Raw genomic sequence first — 15,462 nt, 5'->3', positions numbered from 1 at the left:
TGTGAGGCGTGGAAGGAAGGGTGATAGCGCCCAGCAATCAGCGGGCGCTGCCGGTTCCGGGCGGGGCGGCTTGGGCGGGCCCCGTTCAGGCGGCGCCCCGCGCGCGGCTCAGGCGGTGCGGACCGGCGCCGTGCTGGCGCGGACGATCAACTCCGGCTCGACGGAGGCGGGTTCGGGCTCGGCGCCGGGTTCGGCGATCGCGCGGACCAGATGGGCCACCGCGAGCGCGCCCATCTCGGCGAACGGCTGCGCGACCGTGGTGAGCGACGGCGAGCAGTACTCGGCGAGCGCGATGTCGTCGACGCCCACGACGGAGATGTCCTCCGGCACCCTGCGCCCCAGCTCGTGCAGCGCCCGGATCACGCCGAACGCCATCTCGTCGCTGGCCACGAACACCGCGGTGACGTCGGGGATGCGGGCCAGGATCAGGCCGTTGCGGTACCCGGACGCGGGCGACCAGTCCCCCGCCAGCTCCGGCGGGACGGTGCGCCCGGCGGACTCCAGCTCGGCCCGCCAGCCGGCGGAGCGGCTCGCCGCGTCCAGCCACTGGCCGGGCCCGGACACGTGCCACACCGTCTCGTGGCCCAGGTCGAGCAGGTGCCTGGTGGCCAGCCGGGCGGCGAGCGACTGGTCGACGGCGACCACCTCGGTGGCGGACGTGCGCGAACCGTCGATGGTGATGGTGGGCACCGCGCCGGTCAACTGCTCGATCTGCCGGCTCACATGGATCAGCGGCACCGCGAGGATCACGCCCTCCACGTGCTGGTCGGCCAGCCGCAGCAGCGCCCCCTCGATCGCCGAGGTGTCCAGGGATGCGGTGGTCGCGGTGCTCACGGCGTACCCGGCGGCCTGCGCGGCGTGCTCGATGCCCGAGGTGAGCGCGGTGCGCGAGTAGAAGCTGGTCTGGAGGGTGACCACGCCGATGGTGCGGCTGCGGCCCGAGGAGAGCATGCGGGCCGCGTTGTTGCGGCGGTAGCCCAGCTGCTCCACCGCGGCGAGCACCTTCGCGCGGGTCTTCTCCTGCACGTTCGGGTGGCCGGCCAGGGCCCGCGAGACCGTCTGCGCGGACACGCCCGCGACCCGCGCGACGTCCGTCATCCCGGGCGGCCGTACGGCCTCGCGCCCGCTCTGCTTCTCCATGGGCCCCTTCCGCTCCTCCCCGATGATAACGGTCCCATGGCCGCGCAACCGGCCACCGCCCGGAGCTCCGGGAACCCCCCGCGGGGGCTGGGCCTGCGGGCCCCCGGCCGCACCGTCGTGGCTGGGGGCACCTCCCAGGCGAAGCTCTGGGGGAGCGCAGTTCGGCGCGCCCCTGAAAAGCACCCCCAGCCCCTGGCGTGGGCATCCCGACGGGGAAACGTCCACCACCAGGGGCGCGAGGAACTGCGCGAGGAACCGGCCACCGGCCGGTGGTCCGGGGGAACCCCCCGCGGGGCTTGGGCCTGCGGGCCCCCGGCCGCGCCGCGCTGGCTGGCCGCGCAGTTCCCCGCGCCCCTGGAGGGCACCCTCTCGGGCAGCGGCCGCGCGCCACCGGGAAAGGGGAGCACCGCCAGCCGTAAAGGGGACGCCCACCTGCGAGAAGGGGCACCCTCTCGGGCAGCGGCCCCGCCCCACCGGGAAGGGGGAGCACCGCCAGCCCGTAAAGGGGACGCCCACCTGCGAGAAGGGGCACCGTCTGGGGCAGCAGCCCCCGCTCCCGGGAAAAGGGGGGCGCCGCCACACGCAACGGGGAGGCCCACCGGGCAGAAGGACACCGCGGTCCGAGGGGGCGCCCGATCACTCGTCGGAGGGGAGGGCCGTGCGGAAGACCGGCCAGCACACCTCGGTCCGCCAGAGAGCACTGTCCGGAGTGTGCCGCCTGCTCAAGACGTAATACTCGCGGATCGGCCCGTCGACGGCGAGCGCGTGGCGGGCCACGTACGCGGCGAGCACGCCGTAAGCGCGGTCGACCTCCGACGGGGGCCCGCAGTGCTCGATCACCGCGAGCTCCGCCGGCGGCACCCGCAGCGGCTCGACCCGGCCGACCGGCCGGACCGCGCCGTCGCAGGGCACGAAGACGGTGGCCTGCCCGCGGTGGAGGGTGAACAGCTCGTCCGCGTACACGCCGCCGGCATGCCCGGTCTCCCGTAGGTCCTGGCTCGCCACCGTCGCGAACAGTTCGCCGAGAGCGCCCTGGAACCAGTCCCCCACGTCCTGGACGGCGACCGTCGCCGTGATCGCCGCGGCCTGGACCGGGCCGACGCTGCGCAGTTCGATCGGCGGGTCCTCGGCGGCGGGGGGCGCGAGGAGGTCGCGCAGGGCCGCCACCGCGCGCCGGGTCCGTCCGAGTTCCTCTTCGAGCCGCTGCAGGTGGGCGCCGATGTGCCGGTTGCGGGTGGCGACGTCGGAGGTGGCCAGGACGGCGCGGATCTCCTCCAGGGGCATCCCGAGGTCGCGCAGCCGGCGGACCACCTGGGCGGTGGGGATCTGCTCGGGCGTGTAACGCCGGTAGCCGGTCAGCGGATCGACGGCGGCCGGTTCCAGCAACTCCTTCTCGTGGTAATGCCGCAGGGTCTTGACGGTCATGTGCGTGGCACGGGAGAAGTCGCCGATCGACAGGTAGCTCGTCACGCATCGAGTGTGCGGCCTCCCGTAGGGGGAGAGTCCGGCGCGCAGGCCGCCCTTGACCCTCCCGCGGCGGCGGCCGGGACCTTGGTTCCCGCGGCCGGCTTCCGGCCGCCCCTCATCCGCCCAGCAAGGGAGCTGACTCGTCATGTCGCAGACCACCGCCGTCGACGTCGACCGGATCGTCGCGGACTACGTCGCCGTCTGGAGCGAGCCGGACACCGCCGCACGCGAGCGTGCGGTTGCCGCGCTCTGGGCCCCGGACGGCGTCGAGTTCGTCGAAGGCACCCGGTTCCGCGACCACACCGGACTGGTGGACCGGGTGGCGGAGGCGCACGGGCTGTTCGTCGCCTCCGGGGAGTACCACGTCACCAAGGACGACCAGGTCACGGTGCACGACGACATCGTCGTGCTCACCCTCCGGCTGACCCGGGCCAAGGGCCCCGGAGCGGGCGAAGTGGCCTGGGCCGCCCGGGCGTTCCTGCTCCTCGACGACGCGGGCCGGATCGTCGAGGACTACCACCTCACCGTCCAGCCGCTGGCCCAGGACTAGTTCCCGTGGCCGGGCGGTCGGTGCGGCCGGTCCTCCCGTCCGCAGGGCGATCGCCCGGCCCCGGAGTTGGCATCGATATCATCTTGTGCGACAGTTCCACCCAGGTTGCTCCACCGGCGAGCACTGCAACTTGGGAGCGATCATGGGGAACCCGGCGGTGGACCGCACGGTATCGGTATCATTCCGGGGGGTCGCGGTCGGCGTGGGCGCGCAGGCGGGGCCCCGGGGCCGGCTCAAGGTCGCCGCGCCCGTGCAGAGCCCGGGCCGGCCGCCCGCCCCGATCCTGTCCCACCCCGAGGGCGAACTGCTGCGGGACGGCGAGCCCCATCGGATCCTCGCCGGCTCGCTGCACTACTTCCGGGTGCACCCGGAGCAGTGGCAGGACCGGCTGGCGAAGCTCGCCGCGCTGGGCCTCAACACCGTGGACACGTACGTGCCGTGGAACTTCCACCAGCCGCGCCGGACCGCGCCCCGCTTCGACGGCCCGCGCGACCTCGAACGCTTCCTCGGCCTGGCCCAGGACACCGGTCTGGACGTGATCGTCCGCCCGGGCCCGTACATCTGCGCCGAGTGGGACAACGGCGGGCTGCCGTCCTGGCTGACGGGGCTGCCCGGGATGCGCCCGCGCACGTCCCACCCGGCGTTCCTCGACGAGGTGGCGCGCTGGTTCGACGTCCTGGTGCCCAAGCTCGCGGCCGCGCAGGCGGCGTACGACGGGCCGGTCGTCGCGGTGCAGGTGGAGAACGAGTACGGCAGCTACGGCGACGACGCCGCGTACCTGGAGTGGCTGCGCGACGCGCTGGTGGCGCGCGGGATCAGCGAGTTGCTGTGCACCGCCGACGGCCCGACCGAGCTGATGCAGGACGGCGGTTCGCTGCCAGGGGTGCTGGCCACCGCGACGTTCGGATCGCGGGCGGGGCAGGCGGCCCGGCTGCTGCGAGAACGCCGGGCGGACGAGCCGTTCGTCTGCGCGGAGTTCTGGAACGGCTGGTTCGACCACTGGGGCGACCCGCACCACGTCCGCTCGGCCGGCAGCGCCCGGGACGCACTCGGGGAGATCCTCGACGAGGACGGCTCGGTGAGCCTGTACATGGCGCACGGCGGCACCAACTTCGGCCTGTGGGCGGGCGCCAACCACGACGGCACCCGCTTCCAGCCGACCGTCACCAGCTACGACTCCGACGCGCCCATCCCCGAACACGGCGTGCCCGGCGCCAAGTTCTTCGCGCTGCGGGAGCGGCTGCGGGAGACACGCGCCAGGGACGCCGGAGCGGCGGCGGGCCCGGAGCGGGACCGGCCGCTGCCCCCGCCGGCCGCGCTGCTGGCCCCGCGCACCCTGCGGGTGCGCCCGGGCGCGGGGCTGCTCGACGGTCTCCTGGCGATGTCGACGGCCGTGCGGTCGCCGTACCCGCTGAGCTTCGAGGAGTTGGGACAGCCGTCCGGGCTGGTGCTCTACCGGGCGTGGCCGCGGGTGCCGAACGGCAGCCACGAGGTGACGGTGACCGGGCTGCACGACCGGGCCCAGGTCTTCGCCGACGGGGTGCTCGTGGGCGTGCTGGACCAGGAGACGGGCTCGTTCGCCGTCGAGGGCACCGGTGCCCGGGTCCGGCTGGAGCTGCTGGTGGAGAACCAGGGCCGGATCAACTACGGGCCGCTGCTGGGCCAGGGCAAGGGCATTCTCGACGGGGTCCGGATCGAGCGGCGGCTCGTGCACGGATGGGAGATGCGCGAGCTCCCGCTGGACGAGTGGTCGCCGGACGACGTGCGGCTCGCGCCGAGCACGGCCGCGCCCGCGGGCGGTGCGGGATTCGCCACCGCGTCGCTCACCCTCTCCGAACCGGCCGACACCTTCCTCGCCCTCCCGGGCTTCGGCAAGGGCTTCGCCTGGGTGAACGGCACGCTGCTGGGCCGCTATTGGGAGATCGGCCCGCAGGTCACCCTCTACGTGCCCGCGCCGCTGCTGACCTCCGGGGCCAACACCGTGACGGTGCTGGAACTGGAGCGGCTCGGCGACCGGATCGAGCTGCGCGACCGCCCGGAACTGGGCCCTCCCGAGGAGTTCGTGGAGACGTTCGACTGAGGCACCCGACGTGACCCGGGCCGAGGTGCCTCCTGGCCCGGGTCACCGCCCGGCCGTACCCGACGTGACGGACGTCCCCGGCGTGACGGACGTCCCCGCCGCTACTGCTCGGGGGCCTTCTTCGCCCGGCTCGGCTGCACCCGCTTCGGCTCGCCGGCCATCTTCGGGTGGTCCGGCGGGTAGGGCAGGTCGCCCAGGCCGTGCTCGGCCTCGTCGCGCGCGGCGAGCTCCAGGGCCGCGTCGAGCCGGAACGCGTGTTCCTCCATGTCGGCGTGCAGGTCGCCGACCTCCGCGTACCGCGCGGGCATGGTGGCCAGGTCGAAGTCGGCCGGCACCGCGCTGTCCAGCTCCTCCCAGCGGAGCGGCGCGGAGACGGGGGCGTGCGGGCGGGGGCGTACCGAGTAGGCACTGGCGATGGTGCGGTCACGGGCGGTCTGGTTGTAGTCGACGAAGATCTTCGCGCCGCGCTCCTCCTTCCACCACGCGGTGGTGATGTGGCCGGGGTCGCGCCGCTCCAGCTCGCGGGCGACCGCGATCGCCGAGCGGCGGACCTGCACGAAGGTCCACTCGGGGGCGATCGGCACGAAGACGTGCAGGCCGCGGCCGCCGGAGGTCTTGGGCCAGCCGGTCAGGCCCAGGCCGTCCAGCACCTCGCGCAGCCGGTGGGCGGCGCGCACCGCGTCGCCGAAGTCGGTGCCGGGCTGCGGATCGAGGTCGATGCGCAGCTCGTCGGGGTGCTCGGTGTCGCCACGGCGCACCGGCCAGGGGTGGAAGGTCAGGCAGCCGAGGTTGGCCGCCCAGGCGATGGCGGCGGTCTCGGTGGGGCAGATCTCGTCGGCGTGCCGGCCGCTGGGGAAGGAGATCCGGCCGGTCGGGATCCAGTCGGGCAGGTTCTTCGGCGCGCGCTTCTGGAAGAACGACTCGCCGCCGACGCCGTCGGGGTACCGCTCCAGGGTGGTGGGCCGGTCCCGCAGCACGCGCAGGATGCCGTCCCCGACGCTCAGGTAGTAGCGGACCACGTCGGCCTTGGTGAACCCGCGCTCCGGGAAGTACACCTTGTTCGGGTTGGACACGCGGACCGTGCGCTCGCCGACCGTCAGTTCCAGCGCCTCTGCCATGCCCCTCACGCTAAGCCGCATCCGCGGGGCACGCCCGCCGGCGGAGGCGGCGTGTTCCCGCCCGCCCCGCACCACCGCGCCGCCCCGCACCGCGGCTCCCCGCGCGCACGGCCCGGACCTTCCGTTCGGCGGGCGCCCGGCGTCCGGACGGCGGAGAATCCGGGCATGGACCTTCCCGTGATGCCGCCGGTGCGGCCGATGCTGGCGAAGTCCGCGGCGGCGGTGCCGCCGGGCATGCTGTACGAGCCGAAGTGGGACGGCTTCCGGGCGATCGTCTTCCGCGACGGCGACGAGGTGGAGCTGGGCAGCCGCTCGGGCAAGCCGCTGACCCGCTACTTCCCCGAGCTGGTCGCGGCGCTGCGGGCGCAGGTGCCGCCACGCTGCGTGCTGGACGGGGAGATCGTGATCGCCGGAGGCGGGCGGCTGGACTTCGACGCGCTGCTGGAACGGATCCACCCGGCCGACTCGCGGGTCCGCCATCTGGCGGAGGTGACACCGGCCAGCTTCGTGGCGTTCGACCTGCTGGCACTGGACGACGCCTCGCTGCTGGAGGTGCCCCAGCACGAACGCCGGGAGTCGCTGGTGGTGGCGCTGCGCGACGCGGCCGCCCCGGTGCACGTCACGCCGGCCACCGACGATCTGGCCGTGGCGCGCCGGTGGTTCGAGCAGTTCGAGGGCGCGGGCCTGGACGGCGTCGTCGCCAAGCCGCGCGAGCTGCCGTACCAGCCAGGGGCGCGGGCCATGGTGAAGGTGAAGCACGAGCGGACCGCGGACTGCGTGGTGGCCGGGCTGCGGCCGCACAAGAGCGGGCCGGTGGTCGGCTCCCTGCTGCTCGGCCTGTACGACGGGGACGGCCGGCTCCAGCACGTCGGGGTCTGCGCGTCCTTCCCGATGGCCCGGCGCAAGGCGCTCATGGAGGAACTCGCGCCACTGCGGATGGAGTCCGCCGAGGGTCACCCGTGGCAGGAGTGGGCCAGCGAGGAGGCCCAGGCCGCCGACCGGCTGCCGGGCGGGCCGAGCCGCTGGACCGGCAAGAAGGACCTCTCGTGGGTGCCGCTGCGCCCCGAGCGCGTCGTGGAGGTCGCCTACGACCACATGCAGGGCAACCGGTTCCGCCACACCGCCCAGTTCCGCCGCTGGCGCCCGGACCGCGAGCCGGACCAGTGCACGTACGCGCAACTGGAGGAGCCGGTGGGCTACGACCTGGACGAGGTGCTCGGCACCTAGGGTCTGCCGTCGGTGTGCGCCCGGCCGACGGTGTGTCGACCGGGCGCACACCGTCGCGGCTAGAGGGTGCGCTCCAGGCGGTCGGCCACGGCCCGGACGAACCGTGACGGGTCGTCGAGGGCCCCGCCCTCGGCGAGCAGCGCCAGGTCGTAGAGGAGTTCGGCGACCTCGGCCGCTCCTCCGTCGGCACCGTTCTGCCCGTCCGCTCCGCTCGCGCCGTTGGCTGCGTTGGTTGCGTTGGCTGCGTGCACCTTGTTCAGGCCGGTGACCAGCGGGTGCCCGGGGTTGAGTTCGAGGATGCGCTTGACGTGCGGCACCTCCTGGCCCATGGCCCGGTACAGGTTCTCCAGCGCGGGCGTCACGGCGTCGGTGTCCGAGACGACGCAGGCCGGTGAGACGGTGAGCCGGGAGGACAGCCGCACCTCCTTGACGCTCTCGCTCAGCCGCTCCGTCATCCACTCCAGCAGCCCGGCGAACTCGTCCCGCTGCTGCTCGCGCCGGGTCTCGGTCTCCTTGCGGTCCTCCTCGGAGTCGAGGTCGACCTCGCCCTTGGCCACGGACCGCAGCGCCTTGCCGTCGAACTCGGGGACCGCCTCGACCCACACCTCGTCGACCGGGTCGGTCAGCAGCAGCACCTCCACACCCTTGGCCTTGAAGGCCTCGATGTGCGGCGAGTTCTCGATGGTCTGCCGGGAGTCCCCGGTCATGTAGTAGATGTGCTCCTGGCCCTCGCCCATCCGCTCCGCGTACTGCCGCAGCGTGGTGGGTTCGGAGGGGTCGTGCGTCGAGGCGAACGAGGAGATGCCGAGGATCGCCTCGGAGTTGTCCCGGTCGCTCAGCAGCCCCTCCTTGATGACGCGGCCGAACTCCCGCCAGAGCGTGGCGTACCGCTCCGGGGATCCGGTCATCATCTCGCGGATGGTCGACAGCACCTTCTTGGCCAGCCGCCGGTGCATGAGCTGGATCTGCCGGTCCTGCTGGAGGATCTCGCGGGACACGTTGAGCGAGAGGTCCTGGGCGTCCACCACGCCCTTGACGAAGCGCAGGTACGACGGGAGCAGCGCCTCGCAGTCGCCCATGATGAAGACACGCTTCACGTAGAGCTGGAGGCCGTTGACGTACCCCTGGGTGTAGAGGTCCTGGGGTGCGCGGGAGGGGACGAAGAGCAGCGCCTGGTACTCGAAGGTGCCCTCCGCCTGGAGCAGGATCGTCTCCAGCGGGTCGACCCAGTCGTGGCTGATGCGCTTGTACAGCTCGTGGTACTCCTCGTCGGAGACCTCGGCCCGCGGGCGCGCCCACAGCGCCTTCATCGAGTTGAGCGTCTCGGGCGCGGGGGTGGGGGCGTCGCCGTCCGTGCCTGCCTCGGTGTCCGTGTCGTCCCCGCCTGCCGGGAGCGGCACCGCCGCCATCCTGATCGGCCACGAGATGAAGTCGGAGTACCGCTTGACGATCTCCCTGAGCTTGTACCGGGACGTGTAGTCGTAGAGCTTGTCGTCGACGTCCTCGGGCTTGAGCCGCAGCGTGACCGAGGTGCCCTGGGGGGCGTCGTCCACGGCCTCGATCGTGTAGGTGCCCGCGCCGTCGGACGCCCACCGGGAGCCCTGGGTCTCGCCCGCCCGCCGGGTCAGCAGGGTGACCTCGTCGGCCACCATGAAGCTGGAATAGAAGCCGACGCCGAACTGGCCGATGAGATTCTCCGCGGCCGAGGACCGCGCGGGGTCGTCGCTCTCCTTGAGATCCCGCAGGAACTTCGCGGTCCCGGAGTCCGCGATCGTCCCGATCAGCTTGACGACCTCGTCGTAGGACATGCCGATGCCGGTGTCCCGGACCGTCAGCGTGCGCGCCTTCTCGTCGACTTCGAGCTCGATATGGAGATCGGACACGTCGGCGCCGAGCGAGTCGTCCCGGAGTGCCTCCAGCCGCAACTTGTCGAGCGAGTCGGAGGCGTTGGAGATGAGTTCCCGCAGGAACACGTCCTTGTTCGAATAGATCGAGTGGATCATCATCTGCAGGAGCTGACGTGCTTCCACCTGGAATTCGAACGTCTCCACCGGCATGATGCACCCTTCCTTTCTTGCGCACGATTCGACAACCGAATGACGACGGCGAACAACGGCAATTGACAGCGAACGACCGGGACCGGTCGGGACATTCTCAGGGGTCCGCGCGGCAGCGGGACCGGGAACGGATGGACGCCCGCCCAACGGCCGTGCGTGCGGGCTCCGTCGGCAGAGGCCGGAACGGGCCACCGGTACGCGCGGCGGTCACCGGCGAGGCCGGCCCGGTCAGCCCTGAACCCACCCGCGCCGGCGGGCGACCTCCACGACGGCCGACCGGATCCGGAGGATCTGCTGGGCCGTCAACTGGGCGTCGGCCGCCATCAGCGCCTCGGTGAGCTCCTGTTGGTACGCCCCGACGCCGGGCGCTCCGGGCGCTGCGGGCGCTGCGGGGCCCGTACGTGAAAGGCCGCCCACCGCCGGCCCCGCGTCGGAGAACCCGGCGTGGACCTGGCCCTCGCCGGGCTGATGGACGAGGCGCACCCCGGTGGCCTTCGGCCCGCGGTCGCCGTTCTCCACCTCGAATTCCACCACCGAGCCCACCTGCAGGAGATGCTTGCCTCCGGGGAAATCGTTGACATGGAGAAAAACGTCCTCCGTGCCCGTTTCCGGCGAGATGAACCCGTACCCCTTGACCGCGTCAAAACTTATTACCGTGCCCGCTGCCACGACCAGCTACCCCCGCGTCACACCGCCCTTTTGAACTCCGCTGGGATACTACCCCCAGACAGTCACCCGATCCAGCGGCCCGCCCTCAATGCCGCCGTGCCGGAGCCGGTGCATTACCGCCCTCTCACCCGGCCGCCATGAAGGTCAACCGGACCTGGCGGCGCGGGTTGTCGACGTTGGTGTCGACCAGGACCACCGACTGCCAGGTGCCCAGTTCGAGCCGCCCGCCGAGCACCGGCAGCGTGGCGTGCGGGGGGACGAGCGCGGGCAGCACGTGGTCGCGCCCGTGCCCGGGGCTGCCGTGCCGGTGCCGCCAGCGGTCGTCGGCGGGCAGCAGGTCGCGCAGCAGGGCGAGCAGGTCGTCGTCACTGCCCGCGCCGGTCTCGATGACGGCCACTCCGGCGGTGGCGTGCGGCACGAAGACGTTGAACAGCCCGTCCCGCCCCTGCGCCGCCTCCCGCAGGAACTCCTCGCAGGCGCCCGTCAGATCGTGCACGGCCTCCTGCCTGCCGGTATGGATGTCGATGACGCGGGTTCCAAATCGTTCGGCCATGTCCCCATGGTGGCCCACGCACCTCCGGGAGCCGCGCACACGACCGCCACCGGGGCGTCGCCGCGCGCGGCCACCCGCGCCGGACCTCGGTACGCGTGCGGTGCCGCGGCGGGCGGAGGGGGACGCGGAGCCGGACACGTTGCCCCGGCCGCATATTGGTCTGTACCATTCGGGGGATCGCCGACTGCCGCGCCCCGAAGGGGGACCCGTACGTGAACACGCTGCACCGGCTCGCGGTACTGGTCGACTCGTGCCTGCTGCCGTCCGTGCGGGGCGGCGCCCCGGAGTTGCCGGAGTGGATCCTGCGCGGGCTGGAGAGAGGCACCCCGGGCGTCGCGGTGCACGCGGACGGGACCGCCGCCCGGGCCGCCTCGGACGCGGTGCGGGCCGCCGTGCCGGACGCGCTCACCGGTCACCCCGGGCCGCGGGGCGGAACGCAGAACGGGACGCAGAACGGAAGCGCCGCCGCCGCGGAACTGATGGCGGTGGGGGCGAACTTGCACCTCGGCGTGGGACCGGACCCGCGGGCGGACGGAACCCGCGACTTCGTGTCCGACCTCCAGGCCCACGGTGTGGCCGCGGCGTTGGGACCCTTCACCGGCTCCGGGAACCTGCGGCCCTTCGCGGAGGCGGCGGCCGCGGGCGTCCGCGCGATCTCCGCCGGCGTCCCTGCCACGGTGAGCGGCCACACGATCAGCGGGGTGCTGCGCGGCGAACTCGGCTACAGCGGCGTCGTGCTGAGCGCCCCCCTCGACGAACCGACCATCGTCGACGGCTGGGGCGCGCCCGGTGCCGCCGTCCTCGCCTGGATCGCCGGGGCGGACCTCATCCGGCTGGGCCCGGGCAGCGGGCCGGGGGTACGCGACGCGATCCACGCCGCCACCGCGCGGGCCGTCGGCGACGGCGACCTCCCCGTCGCCCGTCTCGAGGAGGCCGCCGCGCGCGTGTCCCGCCTGCGGCGATGGGCCTCGGAGCCGTGCCTGGTCCCCTCCTCCGCCGGGAGCCCGCTCGATCGCCCCAGGGCAGCGGACGAGCACCGGCCCGCGGCTCGCTGAATCCACGCGTCCGCGGCCGACCTCGCCTTTCGCCGGGCCCGGGCGGCGCCCGGTCGCCTTCCGGCAGCCGCCGCGCGGGAAGCAATCGCCGCCGGCACCGGTTGGCAGAGGCATGGACGATCTGGGTACGGAGCGCCGCCTCGCGGAACAGGGCGGCCCGGCCGCGGAGGGCGGTCCCGTGGCGACCCCGGCCCCTGCGGAGATCGACGTGGCCGTGGTCGGCGCGGGGCAGGCCGGGCTGTCCGCGGGCTACTTCCTGACCCGCGCGGGCCTGCGCAGCGGCACGGACTTCGTGGTGTTCGACCACTCCCCCGGGCCGGGTGGCGCCTGGCAGTTCCGCTGGCCCTCGCTGACCTACGGCAAGGCGCACCGGGTGCACGCGCTGCCGGGCATGGAATGGGCGGGCGGCGACCCGGACCTGCCGTCGTCCCAGGTGGTCGGGGAGTACTTCCGGCGGTACGAGGAGGCGTTCGACCTGCGGGTGCTGCGCCCCGCCGACGTGATCGCGGTGCGCGAGGGCACCGGCGGGCGGATGCGGGTGGAGACGGACCGCGGCACCTGGTCGGCGCGGGCGCTGCTGAACGCGACCGGCACGTGGGACCGGCCGTTCCTGCCGTACTACCCGGGCCAGGAGGGTTTTCTCGGGCGGCAGCTGCACACCGCGGGGTACCGCAGCGCGGCGGAGTTCGCCGGGCTGCACGTCGTCGTGGTGGGCGGCGGCACCTCGGCCGTGCAGCTGCTGATGGAGCTGAACGAGCCGGGCGGCGCGGCCCGCACCACCTGGGTGACGAGGCGGCCGCCGGTCTTCCGGGACATGGCGTTCGACGAGGAGTGGGGCCGCTCGGTGGTGGCCCGGGTGGACGACCGGGTCCGGGCGGGGCTGCCGCCGCAGAGCGTGGTGAGCGTGACCGGGCTGGCGGCGACCGAGGCGGTGCTCGCGGCGCAGGCGCGGGGCGTCCTGCGCCGCGAGCCCATGTTCGACCGGATCACGCCGCACGGCGTGGCCTGGGACGGCGGCCGGACGCTGGACGCGGACGTCATCCTGTGGGCGACCGGTTTCCGCGCGGCGCTGGACCACCTCGCGCCGCTGCGGCTGCGCGAGGCGGGCGGAGGCGTCCGGCTGGACGGCACCCGCGTGGTGAAGGATCCGCGAGTGCACCTGCTGGGCTACGGGCCCTCGGCGAGCACGATCGGGGCCAACCGGGCGGGGCGCGGCGCGGTGCGCGAGATCCGAACTCTGCTGGCGGGTGGAGGCGGGGGCACGGGCGCCGCGCCCGGGCGGTCCGTCCCGGCGGCGGTGCCGTTGCCTGCCCGCTGAGCGCTCCGGCGGCCCCGTTCCGGCGGCGATCGGGTGGTGGCCCGTGATCCGGTGGCGGCCCGACGGTGGTCCAGCGGCGCCGTTCAGCCTGCGTTCGGCGGAGCTCCCGCCGGAGTCCACCCGCTCTCACGGGCCGACCCCACCGATAGACATCGGATGTATCCTTCCCCTGGTGCGCGGGGCTGGGGCAGGATGAGCGCATGCGTGATCGAGAACCGAGCGGCGGCGCGGCGCGCCAAGAAGGCCCCCTGCGCGTGGCCCTCTTCGTGACCTGCGTCAACGACCTCCTCTACCCGGACACCGGGCGGGCCGTGGTGACCCTGCTGGAGCGGTTGGGGGTGGAGGTGGATTTCCCGCCCGCCCAGACCTGTTGCGGACAACCCCAGTTCAACACCGGCTACCGCCACGAGACCGAACCCCTCGTCCGCCGGATGGCCCACGCCTTCCACGGCTACGACTACATCGTCACCCCCTCCGGCTCCTGCGCCGCGATGATCCGCGACAACTACCCCCGCATCGGCGCCAAAGCCCACGCAGAAGGCCGCGGCACCCAACTCGCCGACGCCGCCGCCTCCCTGACCCCCCGCACCTACGAACTCACCGAATTCCTCATCGACATCCTCGGCGTCACCGACGTCGGCGCCTACTTCCCCCACACCGTCACCTACCACCCCTCCTGCCACGGCCTGCGCATGCTCGGCCTCGGCCACCGCCCCCGCACCCTCCTCCAAGCCGTCCGCGGCCTCGACCTACGCGAACTCGACGCCGCCGACGAATGCTGCGGCTTCGGCGGCACCTTCGCCATCAAAAACCCCGACGTCTCCCTCGCCATGGGCCACGACAAAATCCGCCACGCCCTCAACACCGGCGCCACCACCCTCGCCGGCGCCGACAACTCCTGCCTCATGCACCTCAACGGCATCCTCAACCACACCCACACCCCCCACCACACCCTCCACACCCTCCACCTCGCCGAAATCCTCGCCTCCACCGAACAACACCCCTACACACCCCCGACACCCACAGGAGCCCCCCAATGAACCCCACCGACCTGGGCATGCCCACCTTCCCCCAGGCCGCCCACACCTCCACCCACAACACCCAACTCCGCGCCAACCTCACCCACGCCACCCACACCATCCGCACCAAACGCGCCACCGCCATCGCCGAACTCCCCGACTGGCCCCAACTCCGCACCGCCGGCGCCACCATCAAAGACCACACCCTCCACCACCTCGACCACTACCTCCTCCAACTCGAACAAGCCGTCACCACCGCCGGCGGCACCGTCCACTGGGCCACAAACGCCGACGAAGCCAACCACATCGCCACCACCCTCATCCACGCCACCGGCGAAACCGAAGTCCTCAAAGTCAAATCCATGACCACCCAAGAAACCGGCCTCAACCACGCCCTCGAACAAGCCGGCATCCACCCCGTCGAAACCGACCTCGCCGAACTCATCGTCCAACTCGACAACGACACCCCCTCCCACATCCTCGTCCCCGCCATCCACAAAAACCGCACCGAAATCCGCGACATCTTCACCCACCACATGGCCGACCACGGCCGACCCGCCCCACCCCACCTCACCGACACCCCCACCGACCTCGCCGAAGCCGCCCGCCTCCACCTCCGCGAAAAATTCCTCACCACCAAAATCGCCATCTCCGGCGCCAACTTCATGATCGCCGAAACCGGCACCCTCGTCGTCGTCGAATCAGAAGGCAACGGCAGAATGTGCCTCACCCTCCCCGACACCCTCATCTCCATCGTCGGCATCGAAAAAATCATCCCCACCTTCCAAGACCTCGAAATCTTCCTCCAAACCCTCCCCCGCTCCTCCACCGCCGAACGCATGAACCCCTACACCACCATGTGGACCGGCACCACCCACAACGACGGCCCCACCACCTTCCACCTCATCCTCCTCGACAACGGACGCACCGACACCCTCGCCGACACCACCGGCCGCCAAGCCCTCCGCTGCATCCGCTGCTCCGCCTGCCTCAACGTCTGCCCCGTCTACGAACGCGCCGGCGGACACGCCTACAACTCCCCCTACCCCGGCCCCATCGGCGCCATCCTCACCCCCCAACTCCACGGCACCACCACCCCCCACACCGCCTCCCTCCCCTACGCCTCCACCCTCTGCGGCGCCTGCTACGACGTCTGCCCCGTCGCCATCAACATCCCCGAAATCCTCGTCCACCTCCGCGAACGCGTCG

Annotated in this window: 13 protein-coding genes; 7 read left to right on the top strand and 6 right to left on the bottom strand. The window is 72.8% G+C overall.

Annotation, left to right across the window (positions count from 1 at the left end):
• Window positions 1-108: 108 nt before the first annotated feature.
• Together C4U44_RS33110 and C4U44_RS33105 are read right to left on the bottom strand one after the other, a co-directional pair.
• Window positions 109-1,140 carry a LacI family DNA-binding transcriptional regulator gene (locus C4U44_RS33110; protein WP_103889788.1) on the bottom strand — a complete coding sequence of 344 codons (1,032 nt, stop codon included), beginning with the start codon at window positions 1,138-1,140 and terminating at the stop codon, window positions 109-111.
• Between the two features lie 636 nt (window positions 1,141-1,776).
• On the bottom strand, window positions 1,777-2,610 hold the full coding sequence (locus tag C4U44_RS33105) for a MerR family transcriptional regulator (RefSeq protein ID WP_103889787.1): 834 nt from the start codon (window positions 2,608-2,610) through the stop codon (window positions 1,777-1,779).
• 142 nt (window positions 2,611-2,752) lie between these two features.
• Here C4U44_RS33105 and C4U44_RS33100 point away from each other — a divergent pair, with 142 nt between their 5' ends.
• Window positions 2,753-3,157: a hypothetical protein gene (locus tag C4U44_RS33100; protein ID WP_103889786.1), complete on the top strand. Its 405-nt coding sequence runs from the start codon at window positions 2,753-2,755 to the stop codon at window positions 3,155-3,157.
• A 250-nt stretch (window positions 3,158-3,407) separates the two neighbouring features.
• Window positions 3,408-5,237, top strand: coding sequence for a glycoside hydrolase family 35 protein (locus tag C4U44_RS33095; protein ID WP_235032549.1), 1,830 nt, complete (start codon window positions 3,408-3,410; stop codon window positions 5,235-5,237).
• 101 nt (window positions 5,238-5,338) lie between these two features.
• Here the strand turns inward: C4U44_RS33095 and ligD are convergent, their stop codons facing one another.
• Entirely contained in the window at window positions 5,339-6,355 is a 1,017-nt protein-coding gene (gene ligD, locus C4U44_RS33090) for a non-homologous end-joining DNA ligase (protein ID WP_103889784.1), read from the bottom strand.
• A 165-nt stretch (window positions 6,356-6,520) separates the two neighbouring features.
• Here ligD and C4U44_RS33085 point away from each other — a divergent pair, with 165 nt between their 5' ends.
• Window positions 6,521-7,582: an ATP-dependent DNA ligase gene (locus tag C4U44_RS33085; RefSeq protein WP_103889783.1), complete on the top strand. Its 1,062-nt coding sequence runs from the start codon at window positions 6,521-6,523 to the stop codon at window positions 7,580-7,582.
• 59 nt (window positions 7,583-7,641) lie between these two features.
• Here C4U44_RS33085 and htpG read toward each other — a convergent pair whose 3' ends face one another.
• The 3 genes from htpG to C4U44_RS33070 all read right to left on the bottom strand — a co-directional run bounded on the left by htpG (window position 7,642) and on the right by C4U44_RS33070 (window position 10,861).
• Window positions 7,642-9,639 carry a molecular chaperone HtpG gene (gene htpG, locus C4U44_RS33080; protein ID WP_103889782.1) on the bottom strand — a complete coding sequence of 666 codons (1,998 nt, stop codon included), beginning with the start codon at window positions 9,637-9,639 and terminating at the stop codon, window positions 7,642-7,644.
• 228 nt (window positions 9,640-9,867) lie between these two features.
• Complete coding sequence (locus tag C4U44_RS43520) at window positions 9,868-10,308, bottom strand: cold-shock protein (protein ID WP_146088405.1); 441 nt, start codon at window positions 10,306-10,308, stop codon at window positions 9,868-9,870.
• Window positions 10,309-10,432: 124 nt separating this feature from the next.
• The gene (locus tag C4U44_RS33070) at window positions 10,433-10,861 is read right to left on the bottom strand and encodes a secondary thiamine-phosphate synthase enzyme YjbQ (protein ID WP_103889780.1); all 429 of its coding nucleotides are present in this window, start codon (window positions 10,859-10,861) and stop codon (window positions 10,433-10,435) included.
• Window positions 10,862-11,073: 212 nt separating this feature from the next.
• On the opposite strand from C4U44_RS33070, the gene C4U44_RS33065 reads away from it, so the two are divergent.
• From C4U44_RS33065 to C4U44_RS33050, 4 genes are all read left to right on the top strand, one after another.
• Window positions 11,074-11,916, top strand: coding sequence for a glycoside hydrolase family 3 protein (locus tag C4U44_RS33065; RefSeq protein ID WP_103889779.1), 843 nt, complete (start codon window positions 11,074-11,076; stop codon window positions 11,914-11,916).
• A gap of 112 nt (window positions 11,917-12,028) precedes the next feature.
• On the top strand, window positions 12,029-13,234 hold the full coding sequence (locus C4U44_RS33060) for an NAD(P)-binding domain-containing protein (protein ID WP_103889778.1): 1,206 nt from the start codon (window positions 12,029-12,031) through the stop codon (window positions 13,232-13,234).
• A gap of 248 nt (window positions 13,235-13,482) precedes the next feature.
• Entirely contained in the window at window positions 13,483-14,274 is a 792-nt protein-coding gene (locus C4U44_RS33055) for a (Fe-S)-binding protein (protein ID WP_103889907.1), read from the top strand.
• Window positions 14,271-15,462 (top strand): lactate utilization protein B (locus tag C4U44_RS33050; protein ID WP_103889777.1); only part of this gene is annotated, 1,192 nt, incomplete at its 3' end. The genes C4U44_RS33055 and C4U44_RS33050, both read left to right, overlap by 4 nt.

The organism is Actinacidiphila yanglinensis, assembly GCF_900107965.1.
Classification (GTDB): Bacteria; Actinomycetota; Actinomycetes; order Streptomycetales; family Streptomycetaceae; genus Actinacidiphila; species Actinacidiphila yanglinensis.
Note: the sequence above shows the minus strand (reverse complement) of the source record. Positions and strands in the feature narration are given on the sequence as shown.

Excerpts from the sequence above, each read along its gene's own strand:
- C4U44_RS33110 (WP_103889788.1), bottom strand. The coding sequence starts at position 1,140 with ATGGAGAAGCAGAGCGGGCGCGAGGCCGTACGGCCGCCCGGGATGACG.
- C4U44_RS33100 (WP_103889786.1), top strand. The coding sequence starts at position 2,753 with ATGTCGCAGACCACCGCCGTCGACGTCGACCGGATCGTCGCGGACTAC.
- ligD (WP_103889784.1), bottom strand. The coding sequence starts at position 6,355 with ATGGCAGAGGCGCTGGAACTGACGGTCGGCGAGCGCACGGTCCGCGTG.
- C4U44_RS33085 (WP_103889783.1), top strand. The coding sequence starts at position 6,521 with ATGGACCTTCCCGTGATGCCGCCGGTGCGGCCGATGCTGGCGAAGTCC.
- htpG (WP_103889782.1), bottom strand. The coding sequence starts at position 9,639 with ATGCCGGTGGAGACGTTCGAATTCCAGGTGGAAGCACGTCAGCTCCTG.
- C4U44_RS33070 (WP_103889780.1), bottom strand. The coding sequence starts at position 10,861 with ATGGCCGAACGATTTGGAACCCGCGTCATCGACATCCATACCGGCAGG.
- C4U44_RS33060 (WP_103889778.1), top strand. The coding sequence starts at position 12,029 with ATGGACGATCTGGGTACGGAGCGCCGCCTCGCGGAACAGGGCGGCCCG.